This is a genomic window from Pseudomonas sp. E1MeOHC2, assembly GCF_058745025.1.
The window spans coordinates 4,315,984-4,333,864 of sequence record NZ_CP196675.1; the positions used below are offsets into that span (position 1 = coordinate 4,315,984).

The 17,881-nt window shown below is 63.3% G+C and carries 15 protein-coding genes; 8 read left to right on the forward strand and 7 right to left on the reverse strand.

What is annotated here, in order from left to right:
- From glgA to ACSSU5_RS19520, 3 genes are all read right to left on the reverse strand, one after another.
- On the reverse strand, window positions 1-1,560 hold the full coding sequence (glgA, locus tag ACSSU5_RS19510; RefSeq protein ID WP_264309393.1) for a glycogen synthase GlgA: 1,560 nt from the start codon (window positions 1,558-1,560) through the stop codon (window positions 1-3).
- A gap of 509 nt (window positions 1,561-2,069) precedes the next feature.
- Window positions 2,070-2,444: a DUF4440 domain-containing protein gene (locus tag ACSSU5_RS19515; protein WP_264309392.1), complete on the reverse strand. Its 375-nt coding sequence runs from the start codon at window positions 2,442-2,444 to the stop codon at window positions 2,070-2,072.
- A 175-nt stretch (window positions 2,445-2,619) separates the two neighbouring features.
- Window positions 2,620-2,787 carry a DUF6026 family protein gene (locus tag ACSSU5_RS19520; protein ID WP_264309391.1) on the reverse strand — a complete coding sequence of 56 codons (168 nt, stop codon included), beginning with the start codon at window positions 2,785-2,787 and terminating at the stop codon, window positions 2,620-2,622.
- A gap of 200 nt (window positions 2,788-2,987) precedes the next feature.
- Here ACSSU5_RS19520 and gnd point away from each other — a divergent pair, with 200 nt between their 5' ends.
- The 6 genes from gnd to ACSSU5_RS19550 all read left to right on the forward strand — a co-directional run bounded on the left by gnd (window position 2,988) and on the right by ACSSU5_RS19550 (window position 8,864).
- Window positions 2,988-3,971, forward strand: coding sequence for a phosphogluconate dehydrogenase (NAD(+)-dependent, decarboxylating) (gene gnd, locus ACSSU5_RS19525; RefSeq protein WP_492559548.1), 984 nt, complete (start codon window positions 2,988-2,990; stop codon window positions 3,969-3,971).
- Window positions 3,968-5,473: a glucose-6-phosphate dehydrogenase gene (zwf, locus tag ACSSU5_RS19530; protein ID WP_492559549.1), complete on the forward strand. Its 1,506-nt coding sequence runs from the start codon at window positions 3,968-3,970 to the stop codon at window positions 5,471-5,473. The genes gnd and zwf overlap by 4 nt, the downstream gene beginning before the upstream one ends.
- 160 nt (window positions 5,474-5,633) lie before the next feature.
- Entirely contained in the window at window positions 5,634-7,430 is a 1,797-nt protein-coding gene (locus tag ACSSU5_RS19535) for a glycoside hydrolase family 15 protein (protein WP_492559550.1), read from the forward strand.
- A gap of 59 nt (window positions 7,431-7,489) precedes the next feature.
- A complete protein-coding gene (locus tag ACSSU5_RS19540) occupies window positions 7,490-7,846 on the forward strand; it encodes a VOC family protein (RefSeq protein ID WP_264309387.1) in 357 nt (118 codons plus the stop codon).
- Window positions 7,846-8,466: a TetR/AcrR family transcriptional regulator gene (locus ACSSU5_RS19545; RefSeq protein WP_264309386.1), complete on the forward strand. Its 621-nt coding sequence runs from the start codon at window positions 7,846-7,848 to the stop codon at window positions 8,464-8,466. The genes ACSSU5_RS19540 and ACSSU5_RS19545 overlap by 1 nt, the downstream gene beginning before the upstream one ends.
- Window positions 8,467-8,468: 2 nt before the next feature.
- A complete protein-coding gene (locus tag ACSSU5_RS19550) occupies window positions 8,469-8,864 on the forward strand; it encodes a DUF4440 domain-containing protein (protein WP_264309385.1) in 396 nt (131 codons plus the stop codon).
- Between the two features lie 117 nt (window positions 8,865-8,981).
- On the opposite strand, the gene preA is transcribed toward ACSSU5_RS19550, so the two are convergent.
- From preA to hydA, 3 genes are all read right to left on the reverse strand, one after another.
- Window positions 8,982-10,256, reverse strand: coding sequence for an NAD-dependent dihydropyrimidine dehydrogenase subunit PreA (preA, locus tag ACSSU5_RS19555; protein WP_264309384.1), 1,275 nt, complete (start codon window positions 10,254-10,256; stop codon window positions 8,982-8,984).
- Window positions 10,257-11,624 (reverse strand): NAD(P)-dependent oxidoreductase, encoded by a 1,368-nt coding sequence (locus ACSSU5_RS19560; protein WP_264309383.1) that lies wholly within the window; start codon window positions 11,622-11,624, stop codon window positions 10,257-10,259.
- 161 nt (window positions 11,625-11,785) lie between these two features.
- On the reverse strand, window positions 11,786-13,225 hold the full coding sequence (gene hydA / locus ACSSU5_RS19565; protein WP_264309382.1) for a dihydropyrimidinase: 1,440 nt from the start codon (window positions 13,223-13,225) through the stop codon (window positions 11,786-11,788).
- A gap of 625 nt (window positions 13,226-13,850) precedes the next feature.
- On the opposite strand from hydA, the gene ACSSU5_RS19570 reads away from it, so the two are divergent.
- The gene (locus ACSSU5_RS19570) at window positions 13,851-15,341 is read left to right on the forward strand and encodes an NCS1 family nucleobase:cation symporter-1 (protein ID WP_264309381.1); all 1,491 of its coding nucleotides are present in this window, start codon (window positions 13,851-13,853) and stop codon (window positions 15,339-15,341) included.
- 119 nt (window positions 15,342-15,460) lie between these two features.
- On the forward strand, window positions 15,461-16,744 hold the full coding sequence (locus ACSSU5_RS19575) for a Zn-dependent hydrolase (protein WP_492559551.1): 1,284 nt from the start codon (window positions 15,461-15,463) through the stop codon (window positions 16,742-16,744).
- A 152-nt stretch (window positions 16,745-16,896) separates the two neighbouring features.
- On the opposite strand, the gene ACSSU5_RS19580 is transcribed toward ACSSU5_RS19575, so the two are convergent.
- On the reverse strand, window positions 16,897-17,871 hold the full coding sequence (locus ACSSU5_RS19580; protein ID WP_492559552.1) for an MBL fold metallo-hydrolase: 975 nt from the start codon (window positions 17,869-17,871) through the stop codon (window positions 16,897-16,899).
- Between the last annotated feature and the right edge of the window lie 10 nt (window positions 17,872-17,881).

Genomic DNA, 17,881 nt, shown 5'->3' on the forward strand with positions numbered 1-17,881 from the left:
TCAGTAGTGGCTCAATTGCGCCTGCTTGACCAGGTCCTCATAGAGGCGAGCATAAGGTTCCACCGCCTGGCACCAGTTGAATGGCTGGGTCATCGACAGGCAGCGCATGGCGTTGAGCAGGTCTTTCTTGCCGTACACATAGAAGGCGCGGCTGAGTGCCTCGCGGTAGCTCTCGACGGTCGATTCGTTGAACAAAAAGCCCGTGACGCCGCACTCGATGGTATCGGCCAGGCCACCGGTATTGCGCGCCACCGGCAATGAGCCGAAGCGCTGGGCGTACATCTGGCTCAGGCCGCACGGCTCATAGCGCGACGGCATCAGCAAAAAATCGCTGCCGGCGAACATGCGCCGGGCATCGGTCTCGTTGAAGCCGATGCGCACGCCGATGCGGCCTGGGTGGCGCAGCGCCAGTTCGCGCATGGCTTGTTCTTCTTCCGGCTCGCCACGGCCGATGATCGCGATCTGCCCACCTTGCTCGACGATGTAGTCGGCCACACCCAGGGTCAGGTCGAGGCCTTTCTGGTAGACCAGGCGCGAGACCACCGCAAACAGCGGCCCCTCGGAAGGTTCAAGCTCGAAGAGCTGACGTACGGCTTCGGCGTTGCGCGCTTTGCCGTCCCAGTCATTGATGCTGAAGTTGTGTTGCAGGTGCTTGTCGGTGGCCGCGTCCCAGCTTTCGTCGATACCGTTGGGGATGCCACCTAGCAGGCCTTGCTGGGCCTTGGCAGAAAGGAAGCCGTCGAGGCCGCAGCCGAATTCCGGGGTGGTAATTTCCCGGGCATAGGTGGCGCTGACCGTGGTGATGTGGCTGGAGTAGGCCAAGCCTGCCTTGAGGAACGACAGCTTGCCGTAGAACTCCATGCCTTCCTGCTGCATGGCATGCTCGGGGATCGCCAGTTCCGGGCTGCAGCCACGGCTGTAGACGCCCTGGTAGGCCAGGTTGTGAATGGTGAACAGGGTTGGCGTGTTCAGCCCGCGCCAATGCATGTAGGCCGGGGCCAGGCCTGCAGGCCAGTCGTGTGCGTGCACCACTTCGGGCTTCCAGTGGATCATGCCTTCGCCTGCGGCAATTTCGGCTGCAGCCAGGCCTAGGCGGGCGAAGCGGATATGGTTGTCGGGCCAGTCACGGCCGTTATTGGCACCATAGGGAGTGCCGTCACGCTGGTACAGCTCAGGGCAGATCAAGACGTAGATGACCAGGCCGTCGGCCAGGTCCATGCGCCCGATCTTGCAAGGCGGCAACGCCGCATGGCCGCCCAGTTCGCCGACGATGTGAATCGGGTTATCGCTCTCCATCACCTGGCGATAGCCGGGAATCAGCACCCGTACATCGTGCAGGTGTGCCAGGGCGCGGGGCAGGGCGGCGGAGACATCGCCCAGGCCGCCGGTCTTGACCAGGTCGGCGATTTCCGAGGTCACGAACAGGATCTTGCGTTTGTTCGGGTTGTGCTGGCGCTGCGCGCCGGGTGCCTTGCCTGTCGTGGCGAAATCCGGGGTAAGCGGCTCGCGGTTGTCCGGGTTGAATGAATCTACGTGAGGCTCGACAGCGGCACTGATCATACTTCTCTCCGTCCCTATGCTTGGCCGGGTGCTGGCACCCGTGGCGTTATCTCGTGTTGGTTCTCTCTGGTTCAAATCTGTGTAGTGCTATCCATGCCCCTGAGTCGTGCGCGCAGGCACAACGCGATCAGCATTCCGGCCGAAGGCGATTGAACTGATTGGGGGTGGTGGGCTCAAGCTGGGGAAGCCCCCTTGCAACTGGCCTACTTAATTCCTGACCCACCGCCGCTTATGAAAGTTCGACTTTTCTGCGTCACTCTTCCTCTGAGCAAATGGCGGGCCGAAAGCTGAGTGTAGGAGAGAAGAAGTAAAAAAGGTGACCCACTGGTCACTTTCGTTATGGCCGAATTAGACGCAAACGTTGGCGTATGTGACTGGCTATGAACGGAGTGGTCGAGGGTGGGGCAGGCGGTTAGGGTGACGCGCCATCATGGGGCGTGTGCGTGATTGTTCGCCCTCTGATGGGGCGGATTAACACGCACGTTGTAAGACGCCTTGCGAAGGTTGTTTCAGCCTTGTGGCAACAGTGAGGAATGGTGGTGGCTGATAAGCCAGGCCTGCCCGTCCCAGCGGTAGGTGAAGGTGTAACGGGCCGGTACCTGTTTGCCGCTGGCGGCAAAGTCGAAGGTGTACAGCCCTGCGATGGTCACTTTGTTGCAGCCAGGGCTCAGGTGAAGGCTGTCCAGCTTGCCGCTTGGCCGATCAGCAAGAAAGTGTTGAAAGTATTCGATTCGCTCGTCCGGGGTCAGCCGAGGTAATTTCGACAGCGTGGGCAGCAACACCGCATCGTCGCTGTAAAGTTTGGCGACGGCCACCGGGTCGCCAGCCTGCAGGCTGGCATTCCATTGCGCGAACAAGGCGCGAGACTGGGCCTCGGAAAGCATTTGACAGTGCTGTGGAGGGGTTGCCTGAGCGTGTAGGCAAACCGTGAGCAGGGTAGCTGGCAGGCAGTACGAAAGGAGCTTCATGCACGCATCCATCGGGTGCAGGCTCCGGGGCGGGCCTGCGGCGCGCTCTACGGTAAAGAGGACGCCGCGTGTCAGCGAGTGGCCAGGTTCGTCAGTGGCTGACAGATTTTTCGCGTTTGGCGGCTTGTTCGAGCATCTGGTTGAGTCGAGCAACCTGTTGACGCAACTGATCGCGCTCTTGTTTCAGCTGGGACAGTTCATCACGGCGCACCGAGACGTAGAGTGTCTGGATGGGAGTCGCTGGCATCAAAGTACCCATTGCTCACCTCGCAATTGGTGGAGACATTTTCAAGCGTAGTCGCTTCACGCGGGGCGCATTCTGAATTCTTTCGCCGCCCGTGGGAACTTTTTTGTTTATCGTGGTCTTGCCGTTCGTCGCTGAACCCTTCGGCGGTACGCTGGACTAATCTGAAACGCTGAACTGTGTCGTCATCTATTTAGAAAGGGGAGCATCGGCTCATGCAACTGGGAATCGTCGGGCTGGGCCGCATGGGCGGCAATATCGCAAGGCGCCTGATGCGCGCCGGCCATCGCACCGTGGTGCACGACCGCAACCGTGACACCGTCGTTGGGCTGGAGGGCGAGGGTGCCCAGGGTGCTCACGACCTTGGTGCCCTGGTACAAAAACTAAAGGCACCGCGCGCAGTGTGGGTGATGCTGCCGGCCGGGGAGCCTACCGAGCAGACCATCGCCCAGCTTGCCGAGCTGCTGGAACCGGGCGATGCAATCATCGACGGCGGCAACACCTTCTATAAAGACGACATGCGCCGTGCGGGCGAATTGGCCAAACGTGGCCTGCATTATCTGGACGTAGGTACCTCAGGGGGGGTGTGGGGCCTGGAGCGTGGCTACTGCATGATGATCGGTGGCGAAAAGGACGTGTTCGAACGCCTCGAACCGCTGTTCAAAGCGTTGGCGCCCGGTGTTGGCGACATCCCGCGCACCCATGGCCTTAAGGGTGAGCACCAACGCGCCGAGCATGGCTACATCCACGCCGGCCCGCCAGGCGCCGGGCACTACGTGAAAATGGTCCACAACGGCATCGAGTATGGCCTGATGCAGGCCTATGCCGAAGGCTTCGACTTGCTGCGCAGCAAGGGTGGCAACGAGCTGCCCGAAGAGCAGCGTTTTGACCTCGACGTGGCTGAAATCGCTGAAGTCTGGCGGCGCGGCAGCGTGGTGACCTCGTGGCTGCTCGACCTCACCGCCGACGCCTTGGTGGCCGACCCGCAGTTGGCACAGTTCAGTGGCTCGGTGTCCGACAGTGGCGAAGGCCGCTGGACCATCGACGCTGCTGTCGAACAAGCCGTGCCGGTGCCGGTACTGTCCAGCGCGCTGTTCGCACGCTTCCGCTCGCGTCAGCAGCAGGGTACCTATGGCGACAAGATTCTCTCGGCCATGCGCCTGGGCTTTGGTGGCCATGTCGAGAAGAAAGGCGAATGACTAAACAGACGATCCCAGCCGCGCCCCCCTGCACCCTGTTTCTGTTCGGCGCCAATGGCGACCTGGTCAAGCGCCTGTTGATGCCGGCGCTGTACAACCTCAGCCGCGACGGCTTGCTGGACCGCAACCTGCGCATCGTTGGCGTCGATCACAATGCCGCCACCGCCGAGGCGTTTGCCGAACGCCTGCACGCGTTCATGCTGGAGCGAGACAAGGGCAGTGAAGGGGGCGCCAAATGCCTGGACGACAAGCTCTGGGCGCGCCTGGCCAAACGGCTGGACTACCAGACCGGCGACTTCCTTGACCCGGCCACGTACCAGGCGATTGCCAAGCGCATTGAGGCAACGCGTCATGGCAACGCGATTTTCTACCTGGCGACGTCGCCGCGCTTCTTCCCCGAAGTGGCCCAGCGCCTGGGCCAGGCCGGGCTGCTCGACGAATCTGGCGGGGGCTTTCGTCGCGTCGTCGTGGAGAAGCCTTTCGGTACCGACCTTGCCAGCGCCGAGGCACTCAACGCCTGTTTGCTCAAGGTGATGGGCGAGCGGCAGATCTACCGCATCGACCATTACCTGGGCAAAGAGACGGTGCAGAACATCCTGGTCAGCCGCTTCTCCAACGGCCTGTTCGAGTCGTTCTGGAACAACCACTACATCGATCACGTGCAGATCACCGCCGCCGAGACTGTTGGCGTCGAGACCCGTGGCGCGTTCTATGACAACACCGGGGCCCTGCGCGACATGGTCCCCAACCACTTGTTCCAGTTGCTGGCGATGGTTGCCATGGAACCGCCAGCGGCCTTTGGCGCCGATGCGGTACGTGGTGAAAAGGCCAAGGTGATCGGTGCCATTCGCCCGTGGTCGATGAAAATGGCGCTGAAAAACTCCGTACGCGGTCAGTACAGCGCTGGCAAGCAGGGCCGCAAGCGCTTGGCCGGTTATCGGCAGGAGGCCAACGTCGCCGAAAACAGCCAGACCGAAACTTATGTAGCGCTGAAGGTGATGATCGACAACTGGCGCTGGGCCGGTGTGCCGTTCTACCTGCGTACCGGCAAGCGCATGAGTGTGCGCGATACCGAAATCGCCATCTGCTTCAAGCCCGCGCCTTATGCGCAGTTTCGCGAATCGGAGCTGGAACGGCCCAAGCCTAATTACCTGAAAATCCAGATCCAACCCAATGAGGGCATGTGGTTTGACTTGCAGGCCAAGCGCCCGGGGCCAGAACTGGTGATGGAGAACGTCGAGCTGGGCTTTGCCTACAAGGACTTCTTCAAGATGACCCCGGCGACGGGGTACGAAACGCTGATCTACGACTGCCTGACCGGTGACCAGACCCTGTTCCAGCGCGCCGACAACATCGAGAACGGCTGGCGCGCGGTGCAGCCGTTTCTCGATGCCTGGGCCAAGGAAGGGGAGGTGCATGAGTACCCGGCGGGTGAGGATGGGCCCGAGGCGGGCAATGAACTGCTGACCCGGGACAAGCGGGAGTGGCACCGCCTGGGGTGACCTGATCAAGCGGTGTTGCCTGTACTGGCCTTTTCGCGGGCAAGCCCGCTCCCTCAGGTGTCACGCCAGTCTTGAGCACTGAGCAGAACCTGTGGGAGCGGGCTTGCCCGCGAAAAGGCCAGTACAGGCAACAGACCCGGCTCAACTGAAAGGAGATCCAATGCCCGCAGCTATCGAAGACTACGCCCTGCTCGGCAATTGCCGCAGCGCCGCCCTGGTCAGCCGCGATGGCTCGCTCGACTGGCTGTGCCTACCGCGCTTCGATGCCCCAGCGGTATTCGCAGCGCTCCTGGGCAACGAAGAAAACGGCCGTTGGCGCCTGGCCCCCTGCGACCCGGTCGAGCACACCCGCCGGCAATACCTGGACGACACCCTGGTACTGGAAACCACCTGGGTCACTGCCTCGGGCCGGGCCCGCGTGCTAGACCTGATGCCCCTGGGCGAGGTCAACTCGGTCATCCGCATCGTCGAAGGCCTTGCTGGCGAAACCAACTTCGAAATGGACCTGGTGATGCGTTTCGACTACGGCCGCAGCGTGCCGTGGGTGGAGCGACTCGACCCGTTGACCCTCAGTGCCGTCGCCGGCCCAGACCGGTTGATCCTGTGCGGCACCGTGCCCCCGCATGCCCGCGACCACCACACCGTCGCACGTTTTCGCGTGGGTGCTGGTGAGCGCCACGTGTTCAGCTTGCGCCACCAACCCTCGCACCTACCCGTACAGCCCGACTGTGATGTCGAGGCTGCCCTGGGGCGCACCATCGACCAATGGCAGGCGTTTGCCGCCCGCTGCCCCGAAGTCGGCCCCTATACCGCCCTGGTGCGTCGCTCGCTACTCACGCTCAAGGCCATGACCTATGCCCCAACCGGCGGCATCGTTGCCGCGGTTACCACCTCGCTGCCCGAGCGCATAGGCGGTGAACGCAACTGGGACTACCGCTTCTGCTGGCTGCGCGACGCCACCATGACCTTGTTGGCGTTCATGAACCTAGGCTATTTCGACGAAGCCCAGGCCTGGCGTGAATGGCTGCTGCGTTCGGTCGCCGGCAACCCCGAGCAGATGCAGATCATGTACGGCCTGGCCGGCGAGCGCGACCTGCAGGAATACACCTTGCCATGGTTGGCCGGCTACGAGCACTCGCAGCCGGTGCGGGTGGGCAATGCGGCGTCGGGGCAGCGGCAACTGGATATCTACGGCGAGCTGGCCGATGCCATGAGCCAGGCAATCAAAGGCGGTTTGCCCCGCCACCCGCGCAGCGCCGCGATTGCCCGGTTGATCCTGCCGTATGTCGAGCGCATCTGGCGCGAGCCCGATGAAGGCATTTGGGAAGTACGCGGCCCCAGGCAGCATTTCGTGCACTCCAAGGTAATGGCCTGGGTGGCATTCGACCGCGCCGCAGGGTTGGCCGACACCACCGAAGAGGATCGCGCGCGCGGGCGACATTACCGCCAGGTGGCGGATGAGATCCATCGGGAAGTGTGTGAAAACGGGCTGGATCCCAGCGGCACCTTTTTCGTGCAGGCCTATGGCGCCAATGAGCTGGACGCCAGCCTGCTGCACATCGCCTTGACCGGTTTTTTGCCAGCGGATGACCCTCGTTTTCTGCGCACCCTGCAACAAATCGAGCAGCGCCTGCTGAAAAATGGCTTGCTGTTGCGCTATGACACTGACAGCTGCAGCGATGGCCTGACCCCGGGCGAGGGCACCTTCCTGGTGTGTTCGTTCTGGCTCGCCGACGTCTATGTATTGCTGGGCCGGCAAGCCCAGGCGCAGGCCCTGTACGAACGGCTGAGCGGCCTGTGCAACGACCTGGGGTTGCTGGCTGAACAATACGACCCGGCCGGCAAGCGAATGCTGGGCAACTTCCCACAGGCGTTCAGCCATATCGGCATCATCAACACGGCACTGAACCTGCACCGTGCGCAATGCCCGGCCCGCGATCGGGCGCGTTGTGGATAGCTCTGCTTATGCGCAGCGACTGAAGTAGACTGGGGCATACCCCTCGGCAAGGAGCACGCATGAGCGTTCGTGGCCACGATCGGCAGATCGACAATATCGAATTCAACGTCGGCGATATCGCACGGAGCAAGGCCTTTTATGGCAGCGTTTTCGGCTGGCGCTTCACGGATTACGGCCCCAGTTATACAGAGTTCAGCGATGGCCGCCTGACCGGTGGCTTCACCACGGGTGAGCCAGTACGCCCGGGTGGCCCGCTGGTGATCCTTTATGCGGACGATCTGGACGCCACGCAGCGGCGGATCGAAGCGGCCGGTGCGGTGATCAGCCGGGCGACGTTTTCGTTCCCGGGCGGGCGACGGTTCCACTTCGTCGACCCGGACGGCTACGAACTGGCGGTGTGGACGGCCCAACCTTAATGGCCAACCACAAGATCGAGATCCGTCGGCGCAACATCGAGAAAATTCTCCAGGCCGCGGAAAAGGTGTTCGCCGAGAAGGGCTACGGTGCCACCTCGATGGGCGATATCGCCGAACAGGCTGAGTTGCCGCGCTCTAACCTGCATTACTACTTCAGCACCAAGGACGACCTGTTCCGCGCAGTGCTGCAGGACCTGCTGGATGTGTGGAAGCAGGATGCGCTGTGCTTCGAGAACTTCGATGACCCGCGGGTGGTGCTCACCAGTTACATCCGCGCCAAGATGGGCCACTCGCGTTCACGGTCGCTGGGCTCCAAGATCTGGGCTGAAGAAATGCTGCACGGGGCGCCCGTGCTGGGCGTGAGCCTCGATGAAAGCCTGGTGCCGTGGGCGAAGCTGAAGGAGGCCAAGATCCGCCGTTGGGTGGAAGAGGGGCGCATCCTGCCGGTGGAGCCGTCCGCCTTGCTGTACATGATCTGGGCATCGACCCAGCATTATGCGGATTTCGGCTATCAAGTGGCGTTGCTCAATGGTGGCGAGCCCTTGTCGGACATGGCGTTTGAAAACGCGGTGCAGACGGTGACCCGTGTCATCCTGCGTGGCATCGGCCTGGAGCCTTGAGCATGACGGTGAGTGAACGTGCGGTACGCAGCATCCATGATGTACATGATCTGATTCATGCGGTATTTACCCGGCCCCCGGCACAGACCGAGGCGCTTCGGGGTGAGTTGATGGCGGCGTTTGCCGACGGTTTCAGCATGGTGACCACGGCGGGCGCGATTGTTGGCCGCCAGCAGGTGGGGCAGTTGTTCGAGCGGGCGGCAGGGGCTCGGCCAGGGCTGGAAATCGACGTCAGCGAGGAGCAGGTGGTGTGGCAGGCGGGGGCGAGTGTGGCGGTGCGCTACAAGGAGACCCACCGCTTGCAGGGGCAGGAGACTGCGCGGTATTCGCTGGCGATTGTCGAGTGTGACGAGCAGCGGGTGGTGTGGGTGTACCTGCATGAGACAGCGGTGGTTTGACCAGAGTTGGGGCCGCTTCGCAGCCCTTCGCGGGGCAAGCCCGCTCCCACAGGATTGCACCGCTCTTGAGGGCTGTACTTTTCCTGTGGGAGCGGGCTTGCCCCGGCATTTTCAGCCTCAGCTGGCCTCGCGATAGGGGTTACGCGGATCCTGTGTCCAGTTCAGATAAGGCTTGCCGGTCTCCTGCGCCACCATGTCGATGCAGTTCTCCACCGGGCAGGTAATCTGGCACAGGTTGCACCCCACGCATTCCTCCTCGATCACGCTGTAGAGGTGGGTACCGTCGGCCTTGGCCGTGCTGGCAATGGCCTGGTGCGATGTATCCTCGCAGGCGATATGGCACCGCCCGCAACCAATGCACGCGTCCTGGTCGATGTGCGCCACCGACTTGTAGTTGATGTCCAGGTACTTCCAGTCGGTGGTGTGTCCCACCGCCTGCCCTCTGAACGCCTCCAGGTTGCGGTGCCCGTGCTGGTCCATCCAGCGGGCCAGGCCATCTTTCATGTCTTCGACAATGCGGAACCCGTGCAGCATCGCCGCCGTGCACACCTGCACGGCGCCACTGCCCAGGGCGATGAACTCGGCAGCGTCTCGCCAGTTGCCAATGCCACCGATGCCGCAGATGGGCAAGCCACGTGTCTCCGGATCGCGGGCAATCTCCGCGACCATGTTGAGCGCGATCGGCTTGACCGCCGAACCGCAGTAGCCGCCATGGGTGCTCTGATCGCCAACAATGGGATGGGCCACCATGCGGTCCAGGTCGACGCTGGTGATCGAGTTGATGGTGTTGATCAACGACACCGCATCCGCCCCGCCACGGTGCGCCGCGCGGGCTGACTGGCGAATGTCGGTGATGTTGGGCGTGAGCTTGACGATCACCGGCAGGGTGCAATAGGTCTTGCACCAGCGGGTGACCCGCTCCACATACTCCGGCACCTGGCCGACTGCCGCGCCCATGCCGCGCTCAGGCATGCCGTGAGGGCAGCCGAAGTTCAGCTCGATACCATCGGCACCCGTGGCCTCCACCAAGGGCAGGATGAACTTCCAGGACTCTTCCACGCACGGCACCATCAACGACACGATCAACGCGCGGTCGGGCCAGTCCTTCTTCACCTGGGTGATCTCGCGCAGGTTGATCTCCAACGAGCGGTCAGTAATCAGTTCGATGTTGTTGATGCCCTGCACCTGGCGGTTGGGGCCGTAGTGCGCCGAGTAGCGCGACGACACGTTGACCGCCGCCGGGTCCTCGCCCAGGGTTTTCCAGACCACCCCACCCCAGCCAGCCTCGAAGGCGCGGACCACGTTGTAGGCCTTGTCGGTGGGTGGCGCCGAGGCCAGCCAGAACGGGTTGGGAGCCTTGATACCGGCAAATTCGATAGACAAGTCGGCCATTTACGCTGCCTCCACGTTGAGCATGAGTTGGGCATGGATGGCTTCAGCGGCCAGCTTGCCGTGCTGCACGGCCTGGACAGTAAGGTCCTGGCCAAGGGCGGTGCAGTCGCCGCCCGCGTAGACACCCGCAAGGCTGGTGCGCAGGTGCGCATCGACGCGGATGCGTTCACCGTCGCGGGCCAGTTGCGCGGCCACGGGGTCACCCAGGCTTGCGTCGTCGAAGCGCTGGCCGATGGCCTTGAAGATCGCATCGGCGGCCAGCTCGAAGGTTTCGCCGGTGTCGCGCAAGCGCCCATCAGCAAGCTCGGTACGGGCGAAGCGCATGCCGCGCACTTTGCCGGCGTCGTCCAGCAATACGGCGTCGGGGCGTGCCCAGGTGTGCAGGCGCACCTGGTTGGCCTTGGCGATGTCCTGTTCGTGGCCGGTGGCGCCCATGTCGGCGTGGCCGCGGCGGTACACCAGGTTGACGTCACGGGCGCCCAGGCGGCTCATCTGCACGGCCATGTCGATGGCGGTGTTGCCGGCGCCGATCACCACGCAGCGGTCTGCCAGCGGCAATTGGCTCAGGTCATCGGCCTGGCGCAGTTCGCGAATGTACTGCGTGGCGGCGAGCACCCCAGGTGCCTCTTCATCGGCCAGGCCGAGCTGGCGCACCGCATTCAGGCCAAGGCCAAGGAACACCGCATCGTACTGATCGCGCAGCTCGCCCAGGCCCAGGTTGTCACCCAGGCGTTGACCGTGGCGGATTTCAATGCCGCCGATACCCAGCAGGAACGCCACTTCGCGCTGGGCGTAGTCGTCCACCAGCTTGTAGCGGGCAATGCCGTATTCGTTGAGGCCACCGGCTTTTTCGCAGGCTTCGAACACCACCACATCGTGCCCATGCATGGCCAGGCGGTGCGCGCAGGACAACCCCGCTGGGCCTGCGCCGACCACGGCGATGCGCTTGCCTGTGGCGGGTGAGCGGGTGAAGGGGTGTTCGGCGAAGTGCGCGTTGTCCAGGGCGTAGCGTTGCAGCTGGCCGATCAGCACCGGTGCGCACTCCTGGGCGTTGTTGCGCACGCAGGCTTGCTGGCAGAGGATTTCAGTCGGACAGACACGGGCACAGCTGCCGCCGAGGATATTGGCCGACAAAATGCGTTCGGCGGCGCCTTGCAGGTTCTCGTCACTGATGCGGTGGATGAACGAGGGGATGTCGATCTCGCTCGGGCAGGCATTGACGCAGGGGGCGTCGTAGCAATACAGGCAGCGTGCGCTTTCCACGGCGGCCTGGCGGGCGGTGAGGGGAGGGGCGAGATCGCCGAAGCGCTCTGCCAACTGGTCGGCGCCGGCCCGGGGGCGCGGCAAGTGGTTCAGGGCATCGATCACGGTTGTAGCCTCTCTATTATTATGTCGGGCTTGGAGTGGGGCGCTGTGCGCCCAATCCCCGGCAAGCCGGCTCCCACAGGGACAGTGATGTCCTGAAGTGTGGTGCTACCTCTGTGGGAGCTGGCTTGCCTGCGATGGGCTGCGCAGCAACCCCAATGGCTTCAGCGCTGAACGGGTGTCGGGCGCTGCTGCTCGGCGCGTCGGCCCAATACCTCGTACACCGAGGGGTAGGCCGGGCGCTCCACGTAACGACCGGCGCCAGGTTCGGCGCGCAGATCGCCATCGGCCCACAGCACACGGCCCTGGCTGATGGTGTGGCTGGGGATGCCGCGAACGGTGCGGCCTTCGAAAATGTTGAAGTCCACGCGCTGGTGGTGGGTCTGCGCCGAGATCGTCCGCGTGCCCTGCGGGTCCCACAGCACCAGGTCGGCATCGGCACCGACGCGGATGGCGCCCTTGCGCGGGAACAGGTTGAAGATCTTCGCGGTGTTGGTGGAGGTGAGTGCGACGAACTCCTGCATCGACAGGCGCCCACTGTTGACCCCGGCATCCCACAGTACCGCCATGCGATCCTCGATACCGGCGGTGCCATTGGGGATGCGGCTGAAGTCATCCCGGCCCATGGCCTTTTGTTCGGCGCAGAAACAGCAGTGGTCAGTGGCGGTGGTGTGCAGGTTGCCCGATTGCAGGCCGCGCCACAGGGCTTCCTGGTGTTCCCGTGGGCGGAAGGGTGGGCTCATCACGTAGCCGGCGGCAGTGGCCCAGTCTGGGTTGCGGTAGACGCTGTCGTCGAGCAGCAGGTGGCCGGGCAGTACTTCACCGTACACCGGCTGGCCTTTGGCCCGGGCGTAGGTGATCTCGTCCAGCGCTTCGCGGCTTGAGATGTGCACCACATACAGTGGCGTGCCGATGGTTTCGGCAATGCGGATGGCGCGGCTGGCGGCTTCGCCTTCGACCTGCGAGGGGCGCGACAAGGGGTGCGCCTCGGGGCCCGTCATGCCCTGGGCCAGCAGTTTTTTCTGCAGGTGGTAGACCAGCTCGCCGTTCTCGGCATGCACGGTGGGCACCGCGCCCAGTTGCAGGCAGCGCTCGAAGCTGGCCACCAGAGTGTCGTCGGCCGCCATGATGGCGTTCTTGTAAGCCATGAAGTGCTTGAAACTGTTGACCCCGTGATTGGCCACCAGCTCGCCCATTTCTTCAGCGACCTGCTCGCTCCACCAGGTGATGGCGACGTGGAAGCCGTAGTCGCAGGCGCTTTTTTGCGCCCAGCCACGCCAGGTGTGGAAGGCCTCCAGCAAGGACTGCTGCGGGTTGGGGATGACGAAGTCGATGATCGAGGTGGTACCACCGGCCAGGCCTGCGGCGGTGCCGCTGAAGAAGTCCTCGCTGGCCACGGTGCCCATGAACGGCAGTTGCATGTGGGTGTGCGGGTCGATGCCGCCAGGCATCAGGTACTGGCCACTGCCGTCGAGGATTTCGCAGTCGGTAGGCGGTTCGATGTTTGCGCCAATGGCCGCAATCAGGCCATCGAGACACAGCACATCGGCGGTGTAGCGCTCTTCGTGGGTAATAACGGTGGCACCACGGATCAACAGGGACATGCCGTCTTCCTCGCAGGCTGACCGGTCTGAGCCGGTTCTTGAATTGTTATATGCCAGTGACTGCCAGTGGTTGAAGGGTAGCCTACAATCCTGTCAGACCTGACAAGAATGGAATCTAGATGGTGATTTAGGATTGTTCAAGAAAATAATTTATGAGCTTATAACTTGCATAACTTATTGATATTTAACTAATTATTGTTCTAATCACCAAAATGGTGAGGCCTTTCACCATTTTGACGCACTTGACAAGAAGCCAAATTGGTCAAGATTTTCCATGCAAAATCAGCTGCTTGACAGCGGGCCAGAAGACGCCTGCCGCACGGCTGAAAAACCAGGGCGCACCGGTTTGAAACACGCACCGGGCGCAGGTTTGTCTTAAGTGGGCGCAACAGGCAGGCGAAGGGATAACCGTGCTTTCGCTTTGCGCCGATAAATGCCTTGCAGTTCAGTCGATTACCTCCGGTCGGCGGCAGCCACCCGGGACGGCGCAGGCCAACCCGGCACGTAATTTGAGTACGGCCACAACCGCCAGGCCGGACCGGAGGAGCAGTACGGGTGGTGTGTGTACTCCGGCCATCGCTTTAGCCCGATGAGCAAACAATTAGAAAAACCTGGAGAAGGCCCCATGCAACAGAGCAGATCGCAAGTGATCGAGCAGGATGGCCTGTTCGAGCTGGAGGCAGGCACTGACGTGCTCGACAGCTCGCGCTACAACCACGACATCGCGCCCACCAAGGTACACCAGCGCACCTGGAACAAATGGCACATCACCGCCCTGTGGGTGGGCATGTCCATCTGCGTGCCCACCTACACCCTCGGCGGCGTGCTTACGGCTTACTTTGGCTTGAGCGTGGGCGAGGCGCTGCTGGCGATCCTGCTGGCCAATCTCATCGTGCTGATTCCACTGACCCTCAACGCCTTCCCTGGCACCAAGTACGGCATCCCCTTCCCGGTGCTGCTGCGCTCGTCGTTCGGCATTCTTGGCTCCAACGTGCCGTGCCTGATCCGCGCGGTGGTCGCCTGCGGCTGGTTCGGTATCCAGACGATGTTCGGCGGCCTGGCCATTCACCTGTTCCTCGGCTCGATGTTCGATAGCTGGAAGGCCCTGGAGGGCACCGGAGAGGTGATTGGCTTCATGATCTTTTGGGCCCTCAACCTGTGGGTGGTGCTGCGCGGGGCGGAGTCGATCAAGTGGCTCGAAACGCTTTCGGCACCGCTGCTGGTGGCGGTGGGCGTGGGCCTGCTGTTCTGGGCGCTGCCGCACATGTCGATGACCGAGTTGCTGGCGCAGCCGCCCAAGCGGCCAGAGGGCGCCAGCGTGGTCAGCTACTTCTGCGCCGGGCTCACGGCCATGGTCGGCTTCTGGGCCACGCTGTCGCTGAATATTCCCGACTTCAGCCGCTATGCCAAAAGCCAGAAGGACCAGATTCTCGGGCAGATCTTCGGCCTGCCGCTGACCATGTTCCTGTTCGCCGCCCTGGGCGTGGTGCTGACCGCAGCTTCCGCTTCGCTGGTGGGTGAGACGGTCTCCGACCCGGTCAGCCTGATTGGCAAGATCCAGAGCCCAGGCTGGGTTGCGCTGGCCATGGCGTTGATCGTGATCGCCACGCTGTCGACCAACACGGCGGCGAACATCGTGTCGCCCACCAACGACTTCCAGAACATCGCGCCGCGCCTGATCGGGCGTAGCCGTGCGGTGTGGCTGACCGGTTTTATCGGTTTGGCGCTGATGGGCCATGAATTGCTCAAGAAGCTGGGTTTGATCGTCTCGGACCTGAGCCTTGAGAGTGTCTATTCAAACTGGTTGCTGGGGTATTCGAGCCTGCTCGGGCCGATTGCCGGGATCATGGTGGTGGACTACTTCCTGATCCGCCGCCAGCGCCTGGACCTGGCCGGGCTGTACCGCGACGACGTGTACCCGGCCTGGAACTGGGCGGGGTTCGCCGCGTTCGGGGTGCCGGTGGCGCTGACCGTGATGTCGATCGGCAACAGCAGCTTCAGCTGGTTCTACGACTATGGCTGGTTCACCGGTTCGCTGCTGGGTGGGGCGCTGTACTACGTCCTGGGTGGCTTGGCGGCGCGCAGCCCCGCGCGGCTGGCCAAACCGTTGCCTTGAAACCGAGTTTGCCTCTTCGCGGGCAAGCCCGCTCCCACAGGTCACCGCAGGTTCAATGTGGGAGCGGGCTTGCCCGAAGAGGCCTTGATAAACAACAAAAAAGCCTGAGGGGAAAACCCATGACTGCAGTCAAAGATGTCCTGAAGACTACCGCCCGCCACGTCGACAGCGCGCGCCTGTGGCAATCGCTGATGGACCTTGCCCGCCTCGGCGCCACGGCCAAAGGCGGGGTCTGCCGGCTGGCGCTGACCGACCTCGACCGCCAGGCCCGCGACCTGTTTGTCGCGTGGTGCGAGGCGGCCGGTTGCACCGTCAGTGTCGATGCAGTCGGCAATATTTTCGCCCGTCGCCCGGGGCGCAACCCCAAGTTGCCACCGGTGATGACCGGCAGCCATATCGATACCCAGCCCACCGGCGGCAAGTTCGATGGCTGCTACGGGGTGATGGCCGGGCTGGAGGTGATCCGCACCCTCAACGACCTGGGCGTGGACACCGAAGCGCCGTTGGAAGTGGTGGTGTGGACCAACGAGGAAGGCTCGCGGTTTGCCCCCTGCATGATGGGGTCTGGGGTGTTCGCCGGTAAGTTCACGCTGGAGGAGACCCTGGCCAAGCGTGATGCGCAGGGTGTCAGTGTTGGCGAGGCGCTCGATGCCATCGGCTACGCTGGCCAGCGCGCGGTGCTTGGGCACCCGGTGGGGGCTTATTTTGAAGCGCATATTGAGCAGGGGCCTATTCTCGAAGACCAGGCCAAGACCATCGGCGTGGTGCTCGGCGCCCTCGGCCAGAAGTGGTTCGACCTGACCCTGCGCGGCGTCGAAGCCCATGCCGGCCCGACGCCCATGCACCTGCGCAAGGATGCCCTGGTGGGCGCGGCGGCGGTGGTCGAGGCGGTCAACCGCACCGCTCATGCTCACCAGCCGCATGCCTGTGGTACGGTCGGGTGCCTGCAAGCTTACCCAGGGTCGCGCAACGTGATTCCGGGTGAGGTGCGCATGACCCTGGACTTCCGTCACCTTGAAGGCGAGCAATTGGATGCGATGATTGCCGAGGTGCGAGGGGTGATCGAAAGCACCTGCGCCAAGCATGGCCTGACGCATGAGCTGACCCCCACGGCGGATTTCCCGGCGTTGTACTTCGACAAAGGCTGCGTCGATGCTGTGCGCGATTCGGCAAGTAATCTGGGCCTGCCGCACATGGATATCGTCAGTGGTGCCGGGCATGACGCGATCTTCCTGGCCGAGTTGGGGCCAGCGGGGATGATTTTCGTGCCTTGCGAGAATGGCATCAGCCATAACGAAATCGAGAACGCCACACCGGAGGACCTGGCGGCGGGTTGTGCGGTGTTGTTGCGGGCGATGCTGGCGGCTTCGGAAGCGATTGCCAATGGGCGGTTGGCGGCGTAGGGGTATGTCTTGATCGCAGGCAAGCCAGCTCCCACAGGTACGTGGGAGCGGGCTTGCCCCGCGAACACCGGCGAAGCCGGTGCCATGCCCCGCGTAGCCCCATTCGCGGGACACGTCGGACCGCCGTATCGCCGCTCCCACCATGCCCCCTGTTATCTGTGCGACAGCGCATCCACCACAACAAGACACCCATCCCGCCCAATGTGATACCGCTGCAGGTCCTGCGCCAAGGTCAGATGCCCGCGGTAATGCGCCAGGGCCTCTACTCGTACATCGTCGATGCACGGGCTACGCCGCGGATCACCCTGGTACCGCGCACTAAAATGCGTCAGCACCAGGTTGCGCACACCCGCCACCTCGGCGAACCGCGCCACTTGCGCCGCCGTGCTGTGGCCGAAGGTAGCCCCAGTGCGCTCGACGACCGCCTGGGTAAAGGTCGCTTCGTGCACCATCACATCTGCGCCCTTGGCGACCTCCGCCAGCAGCTCGGGGCTGTCGTTGTCACCGCACACGATCACCCGCCGCGCCGGCCGCGATGCGCGCAAATAGTCCTGGCCGTGCAGGGTTCGCCCCTCATGCTCGATCGGCAGCCCTTTGGCCAGGTCGCCCCACAACGGCCCGCGTGGAATGCCTTCGGTATCCAGGCGCTGCACGTCCAGGCGCGGTTCGGGGTTGAGCTCGGTGAACACGAAGCCCACGCTCGGCACCCGGTGCGACAACTGCACGGTGCTGACTTGCAGCGTCTCGCTACGCCAGTCAGTCAGGCTTTCAACGGCCAGCAGGCGCACCTCGAAAGGCAGGTAAGTGTCGCTGGCGGTCAGGCCCAGTCGCACCCAGTCATGCAGGGCGGCGGGCAGGATGATATCCAGCGGCTGGGTCCGCCCGCTCATTCCGGCGCTGGCCAGCAGGCCGGGCAGGCCGAAGCAGTGGTCGCCGTGCACATGGGTGATGAAGATGCCGCGTAAGTCGCGTATCGACAGCGGCGTCTGCAGCAGCCGATGCTGCGTGCCTTCGCCGCAATCGATCAAGTACCAGTGGCGGCCGCTGGCCTCGATCACGGCCGTGGCACTGACGTTGCGGGCCTTGGTCGGCACGCCGGCACTGGTGCCTAGAAACAGCAGGTCCATGATCAGGCTC